Genomic DNA, 20,909 nt, shown 5'->3' with positions numbered 1-20,909 from the left:
GGGGGAATCGCCACTGCCTACCGCATCGATGCACGCCGCCGATGCGCGCCGCGCGTTGGCTGCCTTGCCTGCGGGAAGGGCACTCCATCTCTCGCAAGGCATACTCATGAAGCATGCAGCAACGCGCATCATCGCCTCGTCCGTGGTCATCGCCAGCCCGTTCGGCTTCATCAATACGGCGCTGGCCAACTGCACCAGTCCCGGCGGATCGAACGCGACGGTGAGCTGCGACAGCACCGCGCCCAATCCCTATACCGCGCAGATCGGCGCCGGCAGCAGCGAAACCACCGTCACCACGGTCGACGTGCAGAATGGCGCCACCATCAATGTGGGCGCCACGCAGAACGCGATCAGCCTGGGCGACGATGCGCTGATCACGCTCCACGGCGGCGCGCTGGTCACCAACAGCCCGAGCGGCGGCAGCGGCAATGGCGGCGGCTACAACCTCGGCTACAACACGGTGGAGTTCCGCAACAACGGCAGCCTGGTCGTCAACGCCAATGCGCAGCTGACCCAGACCGGCAGCGCCGCCGCCAAGGCGGTCAACGCGGTCGGCTACGGCAACACCATCACCAATTACGGCACCATCAGCTCCCAGGGCGCGCCGGCGGTCTGGTTCCAGGACCAGGTGACGCAGGCCGGCGCAGTCAATACCGTGGACAACTACGGCACCATCCAGACCGGCGCGAACGGCGGCAACGCCAGCGCGATCGGCAACGCCGGCAACGGCGACGTGGCCGTGTTCAACCGCAGCGGCGCCGTGGTGACCGGCAATATCGCCTTCGCCGGCGGCAACAACGAGGTGACGCTGTATACCGGATCCAGCGTCACCGGCACGATCGACGGCGGCAGCGGCAGCGGCAGCAGCAGCCTGACCCTGGCGGGTGCGGATACCGGCACGCAGCAAGGCGCGCTGCTCAACTTCAGCACGCTCACCAAGGTGGACGCCGGAACCTGGACACTGGCCGGCGACATGAAGAACACCAGCGCGAATCCCGATGCGCAGCTGGGCATCTATGTGCAGGAGGGCACCCTGGTGCTGGCCTCCGACAACGCGGCGTTCAGCGGTTCGGTCGCGGTGTACGGCGATGCCATCTTGCAGCTGGGCGATGGCGGCGCGGCCGGCGGCATCAACGGCGACATCGCCAATGACGGCACGGTGGCGTTCGATCGCACCGGCACCTATGTGTTCGGCGGCAGCATTTCCGGCGCGGGCGGCGTCAACCAGCTCGGCAGCGGCACGGTGATCCTCAACGCCGACAATCCGTACACCGGCAATACCCAGGTGAGCGCCGGCACGCTGGCGGTGGGCGACAGCAGCCATGCGAGTGCCGCATTGAGCGGGGGCGGCGCCATCAGCGTAGCGGCCGGCGCGACGCTCGGCGGCTATGGCAGCGTCAGCGGCAGCGTGACCAGCGCCGGTACCATCGCGGTGGCCGATGCGTTGTCGGCACTGGGCAGCGCCAAGGGCAGCTTCACCGTCAATGGCAGCTTGAACAATAACGGCCTGGCGCAGGTGGGCGGCACCGGCACCGGCAACCGGCTGGTGGCATCGAGCTACGTCGGCGGCGCGGGCAGCGTGGTGGCGCTCAATACCTATCTGGGCGGCGACGGCTCGGCCTCGGACCAACTGGTCATCAATGGCGGCACCGCCACCGGCAGCACCGCCTTGCGCATCGCCAATGCGGGCGGCCCGGGCGCGCTGACCTCGGCCAACGGCATCCAGGTGGTGGATGCGATCAATGGCGGTACGACTGCCGTCAATGCCTTCACGCTGGCGAATTCGGTCGCGGCGGGCCCCTACGAGTATTCGCTTTATCGCGGCAGCACCGATGGCAGCAGTGCGCAGAACTGGTATTTGCGCTCGCAGCTGGATTGTTCGCTGATGCCGCAGGCGCCCGTGTGTGCGGCGCCGGCACCGGCACCGGCACCAGCGCCTGCGCCGGCACCAGCACCTGCACCGGTACCAGCGCCGGCACCAGCGCCGGCACCTGCACCTGCGCCTGCACCTGCACCTGCACCTGCGCCAGCACCTGCGCCAGCACCAGCGCCTGCGCCTGCGCCGGCACCAGCACCTGCACCTGCACCAGCGCCTGCACCTGCACCTGCACCAGCACCAGCGCCTGCACCAGCACCAGCGCCTGCACCAGCACCAGCACCTGCGCCTGCGCCGGCGCCAGCGCCAGCACCGGCACCGGCACCTGCACCAGCGCCTGCACCAGCACCGGCACCTGCACCAGCGCCTGCACCTGCACCAGCACCGGCACCAGCACCGGCACCGGCACCTGCACCAGCGCCTGCACCGGCACCAGCGCCCGCGCCAGCACCTGCACCTGCACCAAGCCAGGCAGCCGTTCCGCTCTATCGCCAGGAGGTGTCGCTCTATGCGGCCATTCCGTCGATGGCGCTGTCCTACGACCTGCACCTGGTGGACAACCTGCGGGAACGCGTCGGCCGGGAAGCCACGGCCGACGACGGCGGCGGCTGGACGCGCGTCATCGCGCAGCACGACCATCGCGATGGCGGTACGGCCGGCATCTATGGCAGCAAGGGCCCTCAATACAGCGACGACATGTATGCCCTGCAGGCTGGCATGGATCTGTATCGCGATGAGCAGGGCGGCAGCGGCGACGTTGCCGGCGTCTATGTCGCGCTCGGCCAGATCGCCGGCGACGTCAAGAACTTCACCGGCCTCAGCGCCGGCCGCGACCGCCTGCAGAACTACACGCTCGGCGGTTACTGGACTCATAGGGATCCCTCGGGGTGGTACACCGACGCGGTAGCGCAAGGCAGCAGCTACAAGGTCAAGGCCAGCTCCACCCGCATGGCGCCGCTGAAGACCGAAGGCCGCGGCCTTGCCGCCTCGTTCGAAGGCGGCTACCGGGTGCGGCTGCACGACGGCTGGGTGTTCGAGCCGCAGGCACAGCTGGTCTATCGCCATGCATCCTTCAACGACGCCGACGACGCCGCATCCAGCGTGTACTTCAGGAATGCCCGCGCGCTCGCCGGCCGCGTCGGCAGCGAAGTCGACAAGAGCTGGTCGATCGGCGGCACGCCGGCACATCCCAGGGCCTTGACCGCGTGGCTGCGCGCCGATCTATGGCGCGAATTCAGCGGCGATACGCAGGTGGCCTTCTCGACACCCGCGGCACCGATGAATTTCCGCACCGACCTGAAGCGCTCGTGGGTGAGCCTGCGCGCCGGCATGAGCGCGCAGCTGACGCGCAGCGTCTTCGTGTACGCCAGCGCCGGGCATGACTTCGGCGTCAACGATCACGGCAAGGGTTATAGCGGCAAGGCGGGGCTGCGCATCGACTGGTGACGACTTCCGCACGGCATGGATTTGCGCTGGCATCGATATCGATTTGGATATCTGCGAATGCCGATTCCGCATAGCTCTTCGGCCCGGTCGGCGACAGAGCGCAAAGAAAGCGCATGCCGTTTCTCAAAAACTACCATCTGCCCCTGAATGACATGGCGCTGTCCGGGCAGCTGGTGCACAACTGTTGCCGATTACTTCCCCCATCGTGCCGCTGACTGCATGTCCGGCGGCGATCAAGGTGAAAACTCATGAAGCAAACCAACCATCCCGAGCCCACTCCCCAGCTCGGTGCCGATACGCACGACCTCATCGATGACAGCTCTCGCCGCCGCTTCATCGGCGGCCTGGGTGCCGGCGCCTTGCTGCTCGGATTCGGATTCGGCGTGGGCGAAAGCCGCGCCCGCAGCCTTCCGCCATCGGGTTCCGCACCCGCGGGCAGCCCGCTGATCACCGGGCGCTTCAAGCATCCGGGCCTGCTGGCCGACGAAGACGATTTCGCGCGCATCAGGAACAAGATCAAGAACGGCGAGCAGCCGTGGACCAAGTGGTGGCAGAAACTGTGCGCCTCCGGCGACACCTCATTGACGGCCAAGCCCAATCCCCAGCCGGCGTGCTATCGCCAGGACGGAACGAAGTGGGCCCTGTACAGGGATACCCAGCGGGCATTCTGCCTTGCCTTGCGCTGGAAGATTTCCGGTGAGGAGGCTTACGCCAAGTCGGCCGTGGAAACGCTCGATGCGTGGTCATCGACCTTGAAGATCATCGGGACCGTTCCGCCAGGTTCCACCGCGCACGACGACCACACGTTCTATTTGATGTGCGGCATGCAAGGCCGCCAGTTTGCCAACGCCGCGGAAATCATGCGCACCTACTCGGGCTGGTCGGCGGCGGGCGTGGCGCGCTTCCAGGACATGCTGCGCAACGTATTCGTGGGCCCGATTTCCAAGGGACTGCACGGGCACCTGACCGACGGCGGCCTGTGGAGCTTCGCCAACTGGGACTATGCCGCGCTCGTCGGCACGCTGGCCATCGGCGTGTTCTGCGACGACATCGACCTGTACCGGCAGGCGATCGACTACTACACCGGCAACAATCACGGTGACGTGCACACGCAGTTCGGCAATGGCATGGCCATGCACAGCGTGTATTTCATGCATCCGGGCCACCTCGGCCAGTGGCAGGAAAGCGGGCGCGATCAGGGCCATTCCACGCTCGGCATGTCGCTGGGCGGCGACTTTCTCGAAATGGCGTGGAAGCAGGGCGACGATCTGTATTCCGCCTTCAACAACCGCTTCCTGGCCGGCGCGGAATACGTGGCAAAGTCCAATGTGCTGGACAAGAACGGCAAGCAATACGTAATGCCGTTCGCGCGCCAGTCCAGTCCCACCGGCCTGTTCACCGCCGCGGCCAACCAGTCCGGCCCTTCGTTGCGTGGTTGCTGGGAAACCATCTACAACCATTACGTCAACCGCATGGGCATCGACGCGCCTTACATCGCGCAGATGACGCACGACACCGAGTTCAGGAACCCCGATGGCGGCAGCGACGACATGCCGTACACCACGCTGTGGAGCCGGCTGGACGACTACGCCGGATCGCTGCGCGCGCCGTTCGGCGTATCGGGTTTCTGCAGCGAAGGCAAGGTGACGCTTTCGTGGTGGGGCGGCAAGGGCACGTTGTCCTATCTGGTCCAGCGCGGCAGCAGCGCGAACGGGCCGTTCAGCGTGATCGGCTCGGTCCCTGGGGATGCAACGCGCACCTTCAGCGACACGCCTGCACCAGGCGTGTGGTACTACCGGATCCAGGCCAGCAACGGCCTCAACCTCGTATCGCGTGCGGTACGCGTCGCGGTTCCCGGTGAATTGCGCTGCTCGATCGAGCTTACCGACGGCAGCGGCAACACGGCCATGGGCTGGGTCACCTCGCCCGAAGGCGAGCGGCTGCGCGGCGACGGCACGCTGATGAACGGTGCGAGCTGGGGCGCGGGCCGCCTGCCGGGCAGTGCTTCGCTGCTGTTCGACGGCAAGCAGTCGTACGTGCAGCTTCCGGCTGGAATGATGACGGACGTCGCCGATTTCACGCTGTCGATGTGGACCTTCGCCAATGCGCCGCTGCATTGGGATACCTGCCTGCTGTTCATGGGACTGGATGGCGGCGCCTGCATGTTTCTTGCGCCGCTGTCGGGCCGCAACGGCGGCAGGTTGCGCTTTGGCATCACCGCCTCGGGCGTCAACGGGACTCAGGCGGTCGAAGCCGATCAGGCCTTGCCATTCCGCCGCTGGGTGCACGTTGCGGTGACCTTGCGTGGCGGCACGGCCAAGATCTATATCGATGGCCGGCTTGCTGGCCGTGACGATTCCTTCGAGTTGTCGCCGCGCCAGCTGATCGATCAGAAAAGGCTGCTCGGCTGGGATGGGGGACATGCGTCCTTCGATGGACGCATCGAGGATTTCCGTTTCTATTCCATGGCCTTGAGCGACGCCCAGATCGCGGCGCTGGCCAAGTAACCGCACGCAACAGGCACAGGCGATCCCAGGGATCGCCTCTCCGCCCGGCAACGCGCCGGGCGGAGCAGGGGAGAGCATGAGCAAGTTGAAGCATTCGCCGATCTGGTGCGCCCTGGCGTGCCTGTTCGGGCACGGCCACGCAGCGGCATCGGATATTCCGCTGGACCTCGTCCAGCAGCCTGGCGGCGGCACCGCGCCGGCCTATCGCCTGGGCATCCAGGTCGGGCTCAATGGCGGCGCGCCGCGGGAATACCTGTTCGACACGGGCTCCGATTCGTTCAATATCGCCGTCGGTCACGATGGCGGCGCGGTGTCATGGTTCCCCGGCTGGAAGGCGTCCGCGAGCAACTCGCCCTACGTCTTCAGCTATGGCGACGGCACCACCGGCTATTGGCAGCAGAACACCACGGCCGCAAGCGTCCAGTTCTACAACCCGGGCACGGGAAAGCAGGTGTTCGGTGCGGCGCCGCCACAGGGATTGCCGGTGGCGGCGGTGCTCGATGCGGTGATGACCTCCGACCACTTCGCGCCGAACGTGCCCGGCGGTGACACCCAGGGCGTGCCCATCGCCACCGGCATGAACGCATCGGGCCAGCCGGTGACGATGTACCAGGACCTGACCTGGCAGCAGCAACTCGACCGGGACGCGGCACCGGAACAAGGACGCTTCCACGGCAGGTTCGGCGCGGGCGACTTCCTGTATGCGGGAGACAACGGCGGCGTGCCGGGCATGCTCACCACCACGGGCTACATCGTCGAGGCCAACGGCAAACCCGGCGCGCCCGGCGGCTGCGGGCAGGCATGCTTCGTGGTTGGCCTCACGCCCGCCTTGCGTGCGCAGTTCCTGAGCGTGGTGCCATGGGTGCCGGGGACGCAGCAGGGCACGTACCAGGAAACGTTCAATGTCTCCGGCGCGCACGCGGCGCAGCAGTTCGATACCTATTTCACGTACAGCTTGAACCATGGCGCCTACACGGCGAAGTTGCAGACGGTGCTCGATTCCGGCACGTCCGGGATCTACCTCAATGACAGCGGGCTGATCGCCAGCGAAACCGCGGCAGGGCATATCAACGCCAACGGCAACGAGGTCGCCGGAGTGGCGCTCGGCGCGGCCGGCGCGGCGCCCGGCGCCAAGACGGTGGCGATCACCACCGCGGATGACGGCAACGGCAATCCGCTCCATGTGGTGGGCACGGGCAACGCGGGCGCGCAGATTCCGTCCGGCACGGCGCTGTATGGCGTGTCGTTCTTCATGAACAACGCCGTGATGTACGACCTGGAGAACCAGGCCACGGCCTATACGCCGTTCTATGTGACGGATGCGCCGCTCTCGACCGGGCTGACGGTGACGCAGGCCATGGGGCCGCTCGGACTCGCCGGCGTGATCTCCGGCTCCGGCGCGCTCACGGTGGCCAATGGCGGCATCGCCAACCTGAGCGGCGCCAACACCTATACCGGCAACACGGTGATCGAGCAGGGCGGATGGCTGGGGCTGGCCGGGCCCGTGAGCATCGCCGCGTCGGCGGGCGTGCAGGCCGATGGCGCGTTCGACGTGTCGCGCGCTGCCGGCAGCGTCAATGTCCGATCGCTCTCCGGCAACGGCACCGTCTATCTGGGCGGCAATACGCTGGTACTGACCCAGGCCGGCGGCACGTTCGGTGGCCAACTCGCGGATGGCGGCCTCGGCGGCGGCACGGGAGCGGCGCTGAGCATCGTGAGCGGCGAGGAAGTGCTGGCCGGCGACAATCTCTACAGCGGCCCCACCAGCATCGGGCCGCAGGCCTTGCTCCATCTGCAGGGCGCCGTCAGCGGCTCGGTGCTCGATGCGGGCACGCTGATCGGCCATGGCCTGGTGCGCGGCGACCTGCGGGTCTCCGGCACGGTGGCGCCGGGCAACGCCGGCGGGACGTACCAATTGCTGACGGTCGGCGGCGCTTACACGCAGGCAGCAGGGGCCACCTATGTCGCGCAGTGGAACATGGCGCAGGATGGCGTATCCAGCCAGCTGCGCATCGGCGGCAGCGCGCTGCTGCAGCCCGGCGCAGTGCTCAGCCTGGTGCCTTCGGCGACATCGGTCGCGGCGTTTCAGGGTGTCAGGCGCTATACCTTGCTGACGGCCAATGGCGGCTTGAGCGGCACCTATACGGTTGTGGGCAATGCCGGCCTGAACGCGAATCTGAAAGTGGTGCCGGTCTATGACGGCGAGCACGTCTATCTGGATGTGTCGTACGCGGATGCCGCTGCACCGGCTCCCGCTCCTGCGCCCGCACCGCCACCGCCACCGCCCGCCTTCGCCGCGGCGGCGCATACACCCAATCAGGCGGCCGTGCTGGCGGCCATCCAGGACATGCCGACCGGCAGTGCGCCGTTCATGGCGCTGAGCAGCCTGCAGGGCGATGCGCCGTTGCGCATGGCCGCGGACCGGCTCTCCGGCGAGATCTACGCCAGCGCGCAAAGCGCCTATCTGGACGACACGCGCATCATGCGCGATGCCGTGAGCCATCGGCTTGGCCAGGCCGATCCGGACGCCGATGTCGCAGGCGCCGTTTCCGGCCAGCGGGTCAGAACCCAATCGAATGGCCTGGCCTGGTGGGGGCAGTCCGTTGGCTCGTGGGGGCGCATGGACGGGACGGCCAACAGCGCGCCGATGTCGCGCACGACCGGCGGTCTCCTTGTCGGCGCGGACATGCCGCTGGGCGAGGGCGGTCGCTTGGGGATCGTCGGCGGCCGTACGCGAACCGCGCTCGGCGTGCCGCAGCGCGGCTCCTCGCTGTCCAGCAATGACGACTACGCCGGTCTTTACGCGGGCGGCTCGGTCGGCGCGCTGGCCTTGGGCGCCGGCGCCGATTACACGCGGCATCGCGCGGACACCACCCGTCGCGTGGCGGTGGCCGATGCCGGCGGCAGCCTGTACAGCAGGGCGGCAGCGCATACCGCGGAGTTCTATGGCAATGCCGCTTATCGGATAGCCGTGAACGACACGGTCGTCGAGCCGTTCGCCCAGGCGGCCTATGTCAAGCTGGCCACGGATTCGTTCCGGGAGCGCGGCGGCTCCGTGGCGCTGGCGGTCAGGAGCAATCAGCGCGCAGTGGTCTACACCACGCTGGGTACGCGCGCGGCCACGCACTTCGTGTTCCAGGGCGATGCGTTCAACGCCTATGCCAGTGCCGGATGGCGCCATGTCTCCGGTGACCTGAAGGCGCGCAGCTCGCTGGCTTTTGCCGATACCGGTGCGTTTGCCGTGTATGGATTGCCGATCGCGCGCAACGCTCTTGCGTTGAGCGCAGGCGTCGACGTGGCGGTAAACAGGAGCGTCAGGCTTGGCGTTTCGTACGATGCGCAGCTCGCCTCGCATACGAAGGATGCGTCGCTCAGGGCACAGTTGAGCTGGCGATTCTAGAGCCGGCGCGCAGCCGCAGCACACCGAGGAGCCGCGGAGCGCGGACGAAGCCCGCACTCCGCGGCCTGGTCAGTCAGGCCGGGTCAGATCAGTTGCACAGATCGCGCTGGAAATCCGAGAGCGAACTGCTCCACTGCGAGTGGTTCATGTCGCCCATGATGTCGATGATGACGTAGTCGGGATTGGCGCTGTTGACGAAGTTCTGCTTGGCCTGGCGTGCGTTGAAGTTGAATCCGGCAGCGCGCGGATCGGTGGACTGCCAGGTGTAGTACTTGCAGGAGCCGCCCTCGCGCCGGCCCGCATCGGGGTTCGGCACGATGGACATGGTCTGGCGGCCGTTGTGCCGCGCCCAGTTGATCGCTTCCCACGCGGCCTTGGTGGCGTTGGAATCGTTCCACGGCACGCTGGCGCTGACGATCGGCATCTGGGCGGCGTTGTCGTTGTGCTGCGCCTGGGCGCCGGCCCAGCAGCCCAGGAAGTCCGGGATGCTCAGCCAGGTCTGGAACGCGGCGATACCGCGGTCGTCGTTTTCGGCCTCGGGGTCGTTCGAGTAAGCGGTCAGCTCGCCATCGTTGATCTGCGGAATGATCTTCAGCCCGTTCAGATGGTTATGCCAGGCGTATTGGTAGCAGGTGTCCGCGCCGTTATAGCGAGTATCGTTGAACAGCGCCTTGCTGGCGAAGAACTTCAGGTAGACCGAATTCCTGGCGCCGCGGGATGCCCAGTTCTGGACGATCTGGCCGGCCTTTTTCAGGATGTTCGGGTCCTGGATGTCGAGGATGATCATGAAGTCCCTGCTGCGCAGGATGTCGCCTCGATTGGCATTCAAGTAGCCCAGCAGGCCGTCCAGCGTCTGCATGTACGAGCTGAAGTCGCCGTCCGCGCCCCAGTTCACGATCTGGCCGTTCTTGCCGTAGACCTTGAGCTTGGTGTTCTGCCAATGATGCGCGTTGTCCTTGTCCACCCAGTGGGCGCCCGGCGGCCTGCCGCTCAGCGCGCCGTCGATCGGGTTGTAGTTGCCGCCGGCGAAATCGTCGCGGGTGGTGCGATTGGCGATCTGGTCGTGCGTCACCATGACCTGGCCATCGGAGGAAAGCCGCAGATCGAGCTCGACGCCCTTGAGCCCCATGTCGTAGGCGCGCTGAATGGCGAAAAAGGAGTTTTCCGGCAGATTCCAGCGATCGGTGGCGTCGTGAAAGATGCCGCGATGGGCCACCAGATGCGAGGCCGAGGCCAGGCTGGGCGCGAGCAGCGCCGTGGCAACGGCGGCCATCAGGCATTTGCTGAACTTATTGAGCGAAAGCTTCATAAACGAACGAACTCCAGTCGGTGGATAACGGTTGAAGGTTGGTTTTCGGTCGGGCATCGGTAAAACCAGGCACGCGGACGCCCGCAACGGCGCGAAGCGTCGAAGTTCGATTTCGATAAGCGGGTGGACATCCTTGTCCTAATGTTTTGTGGCGGCCGCCATGCCCGTTCGGGCCGCTTTGCGGTACTCGATTTACGTGAGGCGGCTAGAAGCCTCGCGATTAATTCGGGTGGCGATTCCTTTAATTGTGACGAGCTTTACTGCGCAGCTATTGAGCGTTTGGAAGGTGGCCTAATTACGCGGCCGGCGACATGTCCAATCAGGTCAATATCTGCTTTGAAGCGGAAATTGCGGAGGGATGCTCAAGCGCTGTTTCTGATCCGCGCTGTCGCTGGAAAATGTCATAATCGCGCCGCGTTGAATTCCTGGTGCAATGTCTTCTTTCGAGCCATCAATGGCCTGATGGAATAGCGGTAAAACAAAAAACCTCAAGCCCGTCATTCCGGCCTGCGCCGGAATGACGCCTTGTAGCAAGTGGCCGGCCACCGCGCCATGCGCGATGGCAGCCATCGGCTCTACGTATTCACTCGAACAGCCGCTCCTTCAGCGGCACCAGCGCGGCACCGATCGCCGACGCATCGCCATTGGTTTCGGCCAGCACCAGCCTGGGGCGGTCGGGCCCCATGCCATAGCGATGGATCTCCAGAAAACAGGCGCGTTCGATCAGCATGCGGCCCAGCGGCAACGGCAACTGGCCGCCGAACACGATGGCTTCCGGATCGAACAGGCCGGCCAGCGCATTGATGGTGCGGTTGAGCGCGGGCAGGCTGCGCTGGATCCAGCGCTCCACGCCGGGCCAGGTGGGATCGAAGCGCTGGCGCAGATCCTCCACCGAATCCACCATCACGCCGTGGGCCCGCAGCTCGTCCATCAGCGAGCGCAGGGTGGGGCGGTGCATGGCTTCCTCGGTGGTGAACAAGGTGAGCTCGCCGGCATTGCCATGCGTGCCGAACAGGGGCTTGCCGTCGAGCACGATGCCCGCGCCGAAACCGTAGTTGAAGGCGAGGTAGGCGAAGTTGCGCGCCCACAAGCCGGCACCCAGCAGGCTTTCGCCGATGGCGGCGGTGGTGGCGTTGTTTTCCAGCCATACCGGCAGGCGCAAGGCCTCTTCCAGGATCGGCGCCAGCTCGATCAGCGACCAGTCCTGCAGCGGCTCGGAGGCATTGACCTGGCTGCGGCCGGCGATAAAGAAACCGGCGATCGCCACACCGGCGCCGATCAGGCGCTCGCGCGCCACGCCGTTGCGCGCCAGCATGCGCTCCAGCGCATCGACGATGGCGGCCAGCGAGGCCTTGCGATGCGTGGGCGGCGTGCGGATATGCACCTCTTCCAGCACGCGGCAGCCCAGGTCGGCCAGGCACAGCGTGATCGAATCGGTATTGATCGAAATGCCCACGCTGCAGGCCGCCTCGCGCACCAGTTCGATGCGCGGGCTGGGCTGGCCGCGCCCGTTGGGGATGGCGGCGCCGGCGCGCAGCAGGCCGCGCTCGATCAGCTGTTCGACCAGGCGATGCACCGATTGCTGGGCCAGATCGGTCTCGGCGGCGATGGCCGCGCGCGCGATCGCGTCATGGCGGCGCACGATGTTCAGGATCATGCGTTCGCTCGGCGACAGCGCCAGTTCGCCCGGAGGTTTCGCGCGCGGCGCCTTCGCCGCGGTGCCTGCCGATTTTTTCCTGGTGGTGCTCATGGCCTCAACCGACCTCCGGATGCGATAAACGTGGCGCGCCCTGGGCATGGCCGCCGGCCAGCAGGATAGACCAGCAGGGCATGGCTGCCTGCATCAAGGCCGGCGTGCCCGCGGCGACACTCACCGTGTCCGCCTCGGCGGAAACGGTGGATTCGACCAGCAGCCCGGCTTCGCGGCACAGCGCCATGCCGGCGGCGATGTCCCAGGTGTGGGTGCGATCCTCGAAGTAGCCATCGATATAGCCGAGCGCCGCGAAGCCCAGGCCCACGCTGGCGCAGCGATAGCGGGCGCAGGTCCACTGGTGCTGCCGCAGATGCGCCTCGAGCGCCGCCGTCTGCGCGACATCCCAGCGCGCATTGCCGCCGATCGCCGCCACGCGCACCTCGGGAAACGGCACCGAGCGCCTGGCCGGCTTGCCGCCGACGAACAGGCCCAGGCCCGCGGCGGCGGCCAGGCTCATGCCCAGCGCGGGATAGCAGATGGCGCCGACGACGGGCTCGCCATCGCGCACATATGCCACGGCCACGCCCCACAGCGGCGAGCCGCGCAGGAAATGGCTGGTGCCGTCGATGGGGTCCAGCACCCAGCCGCAGGCAGCCGCCTCGCCGCCAAGCTCCTCGCCGACGATGGCTTCGCCGGGGACGTGCAGGGCCAGCTCGTCGCGCAACCGGCGCTCCACCGCGGTGTCCGCCTCGCTGGCGAAATCCATGCGTCCCTTACTGCTGGCGGCCAGCTGTTCGCGCGCGCCGAAATAGCGGCGGGCGAGCTGGCCGCCGCTTTCGGCCACGCGCATGGCGAGGGTCAGGCGCGCCGGCAGGCCGATCATGCGGCGGTCTCCGCGCCATCGCCGGGTAGGCGTTCGCCGGTAGCCGGATCGAAGCGGCGGATCGCGGCCGGCGGGAAGCCCAGGCACAGCATCTCGCCGGGTCGATACGGGCGCCGGCTGCCGTCGATGGCGAGGGCGCGCTGGCCGCCGATGCGCGCATAGACCACCCGATGGCTGCCGAGATCTTCCACCGCTTCCAGCGTGGCGGCGATGCCGCCCGGCACGTCCAGCACGATCGCCTCCGGGCGGATGCCGAGCACCACCGGCATCGCCTGGCTGGCGTGCTGGCGCATGCGCAGCCGGCCGCCGTGCTCGATGACGGCGTGATCGCCTTCGTGCCACGCGTCCAGCATGTTCATCGGCGGCGTGCCGATAAAGCCGGCGACGTACGCCGTGCGCGGCTGGTGATAGAGCGCCATCGGCGTATCGGCCTGCTCGACGCGCCCCTGGTTCAGCAGTACCACGCGGTCGGCCAGGGTCATCGCTTCCACCTGATCGTGCGTGACGAAGATCGTGGTAGCGCCGATCTCGTCGTGCAGCCGGCGCAGCTCCACGCGCATGTCGTGGCGCAGCTTGGCATCGAGATTGGACAGCGGCTCGTCGAACAGCAGCACGCGCTGGCGGCGCGCGATGGCGCGGCCGATGGCGACGCGCTGGCGCTGGCCGCCGGACAGCTGCGCCGGCTTGCGCTCAAGCAGGTCGCGCAGGCCCAGCAGCTGCGCCGCCTCGCCGATGCGCCGCTCCCGCTCGGCGCGTTCGAGGCCGGCCAGCTTGAGCGCGTAGCCGATGTTGTCGCGCACGCTCATATGCGGATAGAGCGCGTAATTCTGGAAAACCATGGCGCAACCGCGGTCCTGCGGCGCCATCCGCGTCACGTCGGCGCCGCCGATGCTCACCGTGCCGTGCTCGGCTTCTTCCAGGCCGGCAATCACCCGCAGCAGGGTCGACTTGCCGCAGCCGGACGCACCGAGCACCACGGTGAACGCCCCTGCGGCAAATTCGAGATCGAGCCGGTCGATGACCGCGCGCTGGCCGTAGCGCTTGCACAGGCCGCGCACCTGGATGGCCGCGCCGCTCACTTGCCCGCTCCGGTCACGCCGCGCACGAACCAGCGCTGGGTCAGGCCGATCACCAGCAGCGGCGGCGCCAGCGCGATCAGCGCGGCCGCCATCACCAGGTTCCATTCCGGCGGCTGGCCCGTTTCGGTGGGCAGGAAGCTGGCGATGCCAAGCGCGATGGTGCGCATCTCAGGGCGGCTGGTGGCGACGAGAGGCCACATGTAGTCCTTCCAGGTAGTGAGAAACACGATGGTGCCGAGCGCGGCGAAATTCGCCTTCGACAGGGGCAGCAGGATGTCGACGAAGAAGCGCCATGCGCCGGCGCCATCCATGCGCGCCGCCTCGGCGAGCTCCGCCGGCACGGTGAGGTAGAACTGGCGGAACAGAAAGGTGCCGGTGGCCGAGGCCATCAGTGGCAGCGACAGGCCGGCATAGCTGTCGAGCAGGTTCAGCGACACGCGCAGGTGCAGTCCGGTGCAGGCCGCGAGCACCGCGCGCAGCGGTTCGAGCAGATCGGAGGCCACGGCGTAAGTGGGCACGATGCGCACTTCCAGCGGCAGCAGCAGCGTGGCGAAGATGCCCCAGAACACCACGTGGCGCATGCGCGAGCGGAAGTACACCACCGCGAATGCGCTGGTCGAAGCCAGCGCCAGTTTGCCGGCCACCACGATCAGCGCCACCACCAGGCTGTTCAGCAGCATGTGCCCGATATCGGCGCGATGCAGCACCGCGGCGAGGTTCTCCAGCAGATGCCCGCCCGGCGCCAGCGCCAGGCCGTGCAGCAGGATCTGCCGGCTGGTCACCGAGGCCGAGCACAGCGCCAGGTAGAGCGGCCCCAGCGCAAACACCAGACTGAGCATCAGCAGCAGCAAGGTGAGCAGCTTCAGTACGGGATGGCGTTCGATCACCGGAAGCCCTCCTGCCGCGCGCGGCGTTCCATGGCCGCGAACTGCGCCGCGATGGCGGCAAGCAGCAGGAGCATCAACAGCATCGACAGCGCCGAGGAGCCGGACAGGTCCAGCCCGACGAAGCCGTCGCGATAGGCGCGGTAGGCCAGGATGCCGGTGGCGCCGCCCGGGCCGCCCTGCGTCATGGTGTCGACGATGGCGAAACTGTTGGTGATGGAATCGACCAGGTTCATGGTCGCGACGAAGAACAGCTGCGGGCGGATCATCGGGATCTGGATATCGAGCAGCCGGCGCAGCGGCCCGGCGCCGTCGATCGCCGCCGCGGCCAGATAGTCGGCGGGAATCGAACGCAGCGCCGCCACCAGCACGATGAAGTCGAACGGAATCTGCGTCCAGGCAAAGGCGGCCACCACCAGGGCCATGGCCTGCGCGCCATCCAGATGCGGCTGCCAGACATGCGGCCACAGCCGGTTGAGGTAAGCCATCGGCCCGATGCCCGGGCTGGCGGCGGCACGCAGGATCACGCCCAGCACGGAGCCGGCGACGGCGTACGGCCAGATCAGCAGGTAGCGGAACAGCTTGCCGCTGCGGCGATGGAATTCCACCATCCATGCCAGCGCCAGCGCCGCCGCCACCGACAAGGCGACACCGCACAGGGAAAACACGGCGGTGCTGAGCAGCGATGCGTAGAGACTGGCGTCGCCCAGTTCACGCCGGTAGTTGTCCAGGCCGACGAAGCGCGTGCAATGGCCGAACGGGCACTCCAGGTGCAAGGACCACCAAAGCCCCTTCCAGCTCGGCCAATAGAAGAACCACGCGATCAGCACCAGCTGGGGCAGGCCGAGCGCCAAGGGCATCCAGCGGCCGTGAAAGCGCGCGCTGGCCTTCATGGCTGGCTCCGTGCCGTGCCGGCATAGGTGGCCTGGAAGCGCGCGAGCAGCAGATTGCCGCGCGCCTGCGCATGCGCAAGGGCGTCGTCCATGCTTTGCCGCCCGGCCAGGGCGCGCTGCACTTCCTCCTGCCAGATCAGCCGGAACAGCGACATGAAGCCCAGCCGCGCGCTGGCGCTGTAGGCATTGCCGGGCAGGGCCATCGAGGCCAGGCCGACGCGGATGGCGGCCGGCTCGCCCAGCGGCGAGGCTTCCAGCTGCCGCTGCGCCTCGCGCGTGAGCGGCAGATAGCCGGTGCGCGCGGAGAACAGCCGTTGCTGCCGCGGCTCGCGCAGATACGCCAGAAACCGCGCCGCCGCCGGATAGACAGCGGCAGGCTTGCCCTTGAATACCCATAGCGACGAGCCGCCGATGGTATTGCCGTAGCGGGCGGCGCCGGCATACGCCGGCAACGGCCCGACCTCGGCGTCGACGATGCCGGCCTTGAGCACGATGGCATACGAGCCGGTGGAGTCGAGCGACAGCGCGCATTCGCCATCGGCAAAGGCCAGGGGCTGATCGCCGGCATGCGTCAGCACGGCGGGCAGCAGCAGCCCTTGCGCATGCCAGCGCGCCACGTCGCGCATGTAGCGGCGGTGGATGCCGTCGGCAAACGCATAGCGCGCGGCAAGACCGTCGCGCCCATTGCCGGCGCTGGCGATCGGCGCACCGGCCGCGGCGTTGACCTGGTCCAGCATCTTCCATGGCGTGAAGTCGGCGACGGCGGGGCAGCTTTCGCCATGCGCCTTGAGCGCCCGCAGGGCCTGCTCGAACGCTTCCCAGGTCCGCGGCAGCCCGGGAATGCCGGCTGCCGCGAGCTTGCCGCGGTTGCCGTACAGCACCAGGGTGGAGGTGCCGAACGGCTGCGAGAACAGGCGGCCGTCCGCGGCGGCATAGTAGCGGCGGATGCCGTCCAGGTAATCGGCGTCGTCGACGGCCTGGCCGTTGTCCTTCATCAGCGCATCCACCGGGTAGATGGCTTCGCTGTGCAGCATGTCGGCGGTGCCGATGTCGTAGATCTCCACCAGCGCGGGGGGCTGGCCGGCGCGATAGGCCGCCACTGCCTTGCGCAGGGTCTGCTCGTAGGTGCCTTGCGACAGGCAATGCACGTGGTCCTGCGGGTGGGTCGCGTTGAAACCGTCGCAGAGCTCGTCGATGGCCTGCGCGTACAGGCCGCCATGCGCATACCAGAATTCGACCTCCGCGGCCCGGCCGGCCAGCGGCGCCGCGGCGGCGAGCGCCCACAGCGCGCAGGCAAGCCGGCGTGCGGCCGCGCGGCCGATCATGCGCCGTGCTCCTGCCGCCGCAGCAGGAAACGATTGTCGAAAGCCAGCATGTCGTTGAACGTGCAGAACTCCGGGGCGCCAAGCGCGATGACGCCGAGCGGCGCCACCAGCTCGCTGTACAGCTGGCTATGCACGGCCAGGGCCTGCTTCACCGCATCCAGGCTCAGCAGCTTGATGAGATAGGAGTGCGTGATGTGGAACGCATAGCTGTCGTGCCACGGCGTGCGCATGCCCAGGTGCTGCGCCAGGCGATCGCGCAACCCGCGCAGCTTGTGCGCTTCCGCGGCATCGGCCGGCACCAGGCGCATCGCGCCGATCATCAGCTGCTGGCCGGGTTCGTCGAGCTTCATGCGCAGGGGCAGCTCGCAGCCCAGGTCGAACGCGCGCAGCTTGCCGTCCATATGGCGCGTGCATTGGGCCATCGTCGCATTGAGCGGCAGCGCCGCCGGCCAGCGCTCGCGCGTGCGGGCAAGATCGTTGACTCCCTCGAATACCGTCATGTGGTAGCTCTCCGGCGGCAGCATCGCCAGGGCGTCGGCATGGGGAGCGGCGCCGATCCGGTCGCGCACGGCGGTCAGCGCATCCGACAGCGGCGTGAACAGCGGCACGTGGCAGAGCAGCGTGTTGCCCGGAAAGCGCAGCACATGGCCGTGCGCATCGAACTTCTGGTCCAGGTGGGTAAGCGGCTGGTGGTACTTGCTGAGCATGATGAGTGTCTGCAGGGGTGGCTGGAGAAGCCGATGGCTTCAGGCGGCGCGGAGCGCGTTCACAGCGAATGCGGGGTGTACTTCACGCCCACCCAGTAGGTACGGCCGATCGAGAAGCTGTCCTTCAGCAGGTCGTGCGCCGGCCCGGTGACGCTGGTCACCGGCGAGCGGGTGAGGTTGGCGATCTCGAAGAAGGTCTGCACATCGCTGCCGACGTTGCGGTACAGGCGCAGGTCGATCTCCTTGCGCGCCTTCCAGTACACGTCCTGGCTGGGCAGGGCGCTGTCGACCAGGCGCAGGCTGCGCGAGGTCCAGTGATAGCCCAGGTCCACGCCGGTGCCGCCGCGGTGGTAGAACACGCTGAAGTTGCGGATCTGGCCGGGCTGGTTCACCAGGCCGTCGATGACGCGCGTGGCGCCCGACGAGGTGACGGCGTCCAGGCGTCCGCGCAGGAAGGTCGCGTTGCCGCTGTAGCCGGCGCCGGCCAGCCAGGGCGCAAGCCACTCCAGGCTGCCGTTGGCGAAGTTGAGTTCCGCGCCATTGAGCTGCGAGCGCGAGGCATTCATCGGCTGCGCAATGGCGGCGATGCGGTCGGCGCCGCCGAAGAACACGCTGCCGACGCTGTTGAGGGTGTAGATCTCGTCGCTGATCCGCTTGTGGAACAGCGCCGCCGACAACAGGCTGTCGTGCGGCAGGAACCATTCCGCCGAGCTGTCCAGGTTGAGCGACTGGCGCGGCTTGATCGCCGGATTGCCGCGCGTCACGCCGATGCTGCCGTCGGTGTTCTGGCTATAGGTGGTGTTGGGCGCGTAGGCGTCGTAGGTCGGCCGGCCGATGGTCTTGCTGGCGGCAAGCTTCAGGCGCACGGCGTCGGTGGCGTTGAAGACCAGCGAGGCGGCGGGCAGGGTGAAGCGGTACTGCGAGCGCAGGGTCTGCGGCTGCCATTGCGTCGCGCCGCCCACGATCTGCCGCACGTTGCCGGTGGTCGACAGCCAGGTGTCGTCCTGGCGCAGTCCGGCCAGCACGCTCAGGCGTTCGGTCTTGTAGCTGCCCATGAGGTACGCGGCGGCGGTGTCCTCGGCATGGGAGTAATTGCCCTGCAGGCTGTTGGCGGCGTTGCTGGCGTAAGCGGCGGCGTGCGTGCTGGCCGCCAGCTGCGCCCAGGACTGGCGCGGGTCGATCTGCAGGAAGGGCAGGTTGCTGCCGGGCAGCGTCCCGCCGATGCTGCCGGCGCCGGCCAGCGTGTCGCCGGGCGACGTGGCGACGAACTGCTGGTAGAACTCGTTGTAGCGATGTTGCAGCCGGCGCGCATCGACGCCGGCGGCGTAACCGAAGCCGCGGGCGTCGCCGTCCAGGTTCTGGCGGAAATCCAGCTTCAGGTCGCCGACGCTGTCGTCGATGCTGATGGTGTCGTGGCGCCAGTACACCGCATTGAAGTTGTTGAGGTCGGCGAAGCCGGCCGGATTGGCCAGGCTGACGCCGGGCAGGAAACCCGAGGTGTCGTAGCTCATGGCCAGGCCGGGCGTGCCGGTGATCGCCACGCCGCCGGCGCCGTTGTACTTGAATGCGCCGTAGGCGTACTTGCTCAGGGCGACGGGATTGCGGTCGCTCGCGGAGGAATACGAGGCGCGCGCGGACAGCAGCTTGTCTTCGCCGATATGCCAGTCGAAACCGCTCTGGGCGAAGCGGTCCTCGCGCTTGAGCGTGCCCTGCATCCGGCCGACCTCCGCCTCGCCGCGCGCGAAGGCGCCGGTGCTGGCGGTCTGGCCGAGCACGGGATTGGGGCCGGTGGAGCGGCTGTCGTCCAGGAACACTTCGTTGCGAGAGGAATGGACTGCCTCGGCGTTGGCGCCGAACGACAGGAAGCCATACAGGTCCGGCGCGAACTGCGCCTCCAGCTTGCCGTCCAGGCCCTTGCGCTGCAGGTTCTCCGGAAAGCGCCAGTACTTGAACTGCTGCGGCACCGGGATCCCGTTGCCGAAGGCGGGGCCGCCGGTGGCCGGATTGTTGGCGTTGGCGCCGTTGGCGCCGTAGTAGTTGTAGAAGATGTTGTCGCTGGTCATGCGGCCCAGCGAATACAGATTGCGGTTCTCGACGTTGGCCGCGAGCACCAGGCCCAGCCAGTGGTCCGGGCCGAACGTGGCGCTGAATACCGCATCGCCTTTCCGCCCCAGGCCCTGGTTCGCCGACAAGGCCTTGCCGGTGCCGGTCGCGTGGCCGAGTGCCGCCGTCACGCTGGCATAGGTGCGCCCCTGATGGTCGAACGCGCTGCGCGTGACGATATTGATCGAGCCGCCGACGGCGTTCGGGTCCTGGTCCGGCTGCCAGGTCTTGTACACGTCCACTTCCTGCACCAGCGAGGCCGGCAGCAGATCGGTACGCACGCCGCGGCTGACCCGGTCGGTGGTCGCCATGGGCGCGCCATCGAAGCTGATGTTGTTGTAGCTGGCGTCGAGGCCGCGGATGGCGATCTGCTGCGCCTCGTCGCGGCCGTTGACGTTGTCGGAGTTGAAGCTGGCCGATACGCCCGCCACGCGCTGCACGGCCTGCGGGATATTCAGGCTGGGCAGCGCCTGGATCTGTTCGCTGGTGGCCGCGTCCATGACGCGGTCCTGGGTCTGCTTGGCGGCGATGGCGATGCCGATCGGCGCCAGTTCGCCGCTGACCCGCACATCGGCGAGCGTCTTGGCCTTCGACGGTTCGGGCGCGGTGCCGGGTGCGGCGCCGGTTTCGCCCGCCAGGTTCACGCCCGGCAGGGCCGCCAGAATCGCCATGGCCAGCAGGGACAGCCGGCGGCCATGCGGTCGTTCGGTGCGCTTGAGCATAAGGTTCCCGTGCTTCGGATGAGGGGCGCGGCGGTGAGGTCGCCAGCGCGGACCGGGGAACAATATCACTCACCATGTGTCA

Annotated in this window: 13 protein-coding genes; 3 read left to right on the top strand and 10 right to left on the bottom strand. The window is 67.7% G+C overall.

The window, feature by feature from the left end; all coding sequences use genetic code 11:
- Positions 1-106 precede the first annotated feature (106 nt).
- The 3 genes from ISN75_RS11070 (at position 107) to ISN75_RS11060 (ending at position 9,229) form a co-directional block, all read left to right on the top strand.
- Entirely contained in the window at positions 107-3,322 is a 3,216-nt protein-coding gene (locus ISN75_RS11070) for an autotransporter outer membrane beta-barrel domain-containing protein (protein ID WP_343821491.1), read from the top strand.
- A gap of 248 nt (positions 3,323-3,570) precedes the next feature.
- A complete protein-coding gene (locus tag ISN75_RS11065) occupies positions 3,571-5,829 on the top strand; it encodes a LamG-like jellyroll fold domain-containing protein (protein WP_343821493.1) in 2,259 nt (752 codons plus the stop codon).
- Positions 5,830-5,905: 76 nt separating this feature from the next.
- Positions 5,906-9,229: an autotransporter outer membrane beta-barrel domain-containing protein gene (locus tag ISN75_RS11060; RefSeq protein WP_343821495.1), complete on the top strand. Its 3,324-nt coding sequence runs from the start codon at positions 5,906-5,908 to the stop codon at positions 9,227-9,229.
- Positions 9,230-9,317: 88 nt separating this feature from the next.
- On the opposite strand, the gene ISN75_RS11055 is transcribed toward ISN75_RS11060, so the two are convergent.
- From ISN75_RS11055 to ISN75_RS11010, 10 genes are all read right to left on the bottom strand, one after another.
- Positions 9,318-10,538, bottom strand: coding sequence for a glycerophosphodiester phosphodiesterase (locus ISN75_RS11055; protein WP_343821497.1), 1,221 nt, complete (start codon positions 10,536-10,538; stop codon positions 9,318-9,320).
- A gap of 324 nt (positions 10,539-10,862) precedes the next feature.
- On the bottom strand, positions 10,863-11,108 hold the full coding sequence (locus tag ISN75_RS11050; RefSeq protein ID WP_343821498.1) for a hypothetical protein: 246 nt from the start codon (positions 11,106-11,108) through the stop codon (positions 10,863-10,865).
- A gap of 13 nt (positions 11,109-11,121) precedes the next feature.
- A complete protein-coding gene (locus tag ISN75_RS11045) occupies positions 11,122-12,288 on the bottom strand; it encodes an ROK family transcriptional regulator (protein WP_167257334.1) in 1,167 nt (388 codons plus the stop codon).
- 4 nt (positions 12,289-12,292) lie between these two features.
- The gene (locus ISN75_RS11040; protein ID WP_343821499.1) at positions 12,293-13,114 is read right to left on the bottom strand and encodes an inositol monophosphatase family protein; all 822 of its coding nucleotides are present in this window, start codon (positions 13,112-13,114) and stop codon (positions 12,293-12,295) included.
- Complete coding sequence (locus ISN75_RS11035; protein WP_343821500.1) at positions 13,111-14,193, bottom strand: ABC transporter ATP-binding protein; 1,083 nt, start codon at positions 14,191-14,193, stop codon at positions 13,111-13,113. The genes ISN75_RS11040 and ISN75_RS11035 overlap by 4 nt, the downstream gene beginning before the upstream one ends.
- Positions 14,190-15,080: an ABC transporter permease subunit gene (locus ISN75_RS11030; RefSeq protein ID WP_167257331.1), complete on the bottom strand. Its 891-nt coding sequence runs from the start codon at positions 15,078-15,080 to the stop codon at positions 14,190-14,192. The genes ISN75_RS11035 and ISN75_RS11030 overlap by 4 nt, the downstream gene beginning before the upstream one ends.
- Complete coding sequence (locus ISN75_RS11025) at positions 15,077-15,970, bottom strand: ABC transporter permease subunit (protein ID WP_343821501.1); 894 nt, start codon at positions 15,968-15,970, stop codon at positions 15,077-15,079. Before ISN75_RS11025 ends, ISN75_RS11030 begins: the two co-directional genes overlap by 4 nt.
- Positions 15,967-17,295 (bottom strand): extracellular solute-binding protein, encoded by a 1,329-nt coding sequence (locus ISN75_RS11020; protein ID WP_343821502.1) that lies wholly within the window; start codon positions 17,293-17,295, stop codon positions 15,967-15,969. The genes ISN75_RS11025 and ISN75_RS11020 overlap by 4 nt, the downstream gene beginning before the upstream one ends.
- Positions 17,292-18,002 (bottom strand): DUF1868 domain-containing protein, encoded by a 711-nt coding sequence (locus tag ISN75_RS11015; protein ID WP_343821503.1) that lies wholly within the window; start codon positions 18,000-18,002, stop codon positions 17,292-17,294. The genes ISN75_RS11020 and ISN75_RS11015 overlap by 4 nt, the downstream gene beginning before the upstream one ends.
- A 59-nt stretch (positions 18,003-18,061) precedes the next feature.
- Complete coding sequence (locus tag ISN75_RS11010; protein ID WP_343821505.1) at positions 18,062-20,827, bottom strand: TonB-dependent receptor; 2,766 nt, start codon at positions 20,825-20,827, stop codon at positions 18,062-18,064.
- Between the last annotated feature and the right edge of the window lie 82 nt (positions 20,828-20,909).

The organism is Dyella marensis (genome assembly GCF_049532885.1).
GTDB lineage: Bacteria > Pseudomonadota > Gammaproteobacteria > Xanthomonadales > Rhodanobacteraceae > Dyella_D > Dyella_D marensis.
Note: the sequence above shows the minus strand (reverse complement) of the source record. Positions and strands in the feature narration are given on the sequence as shown.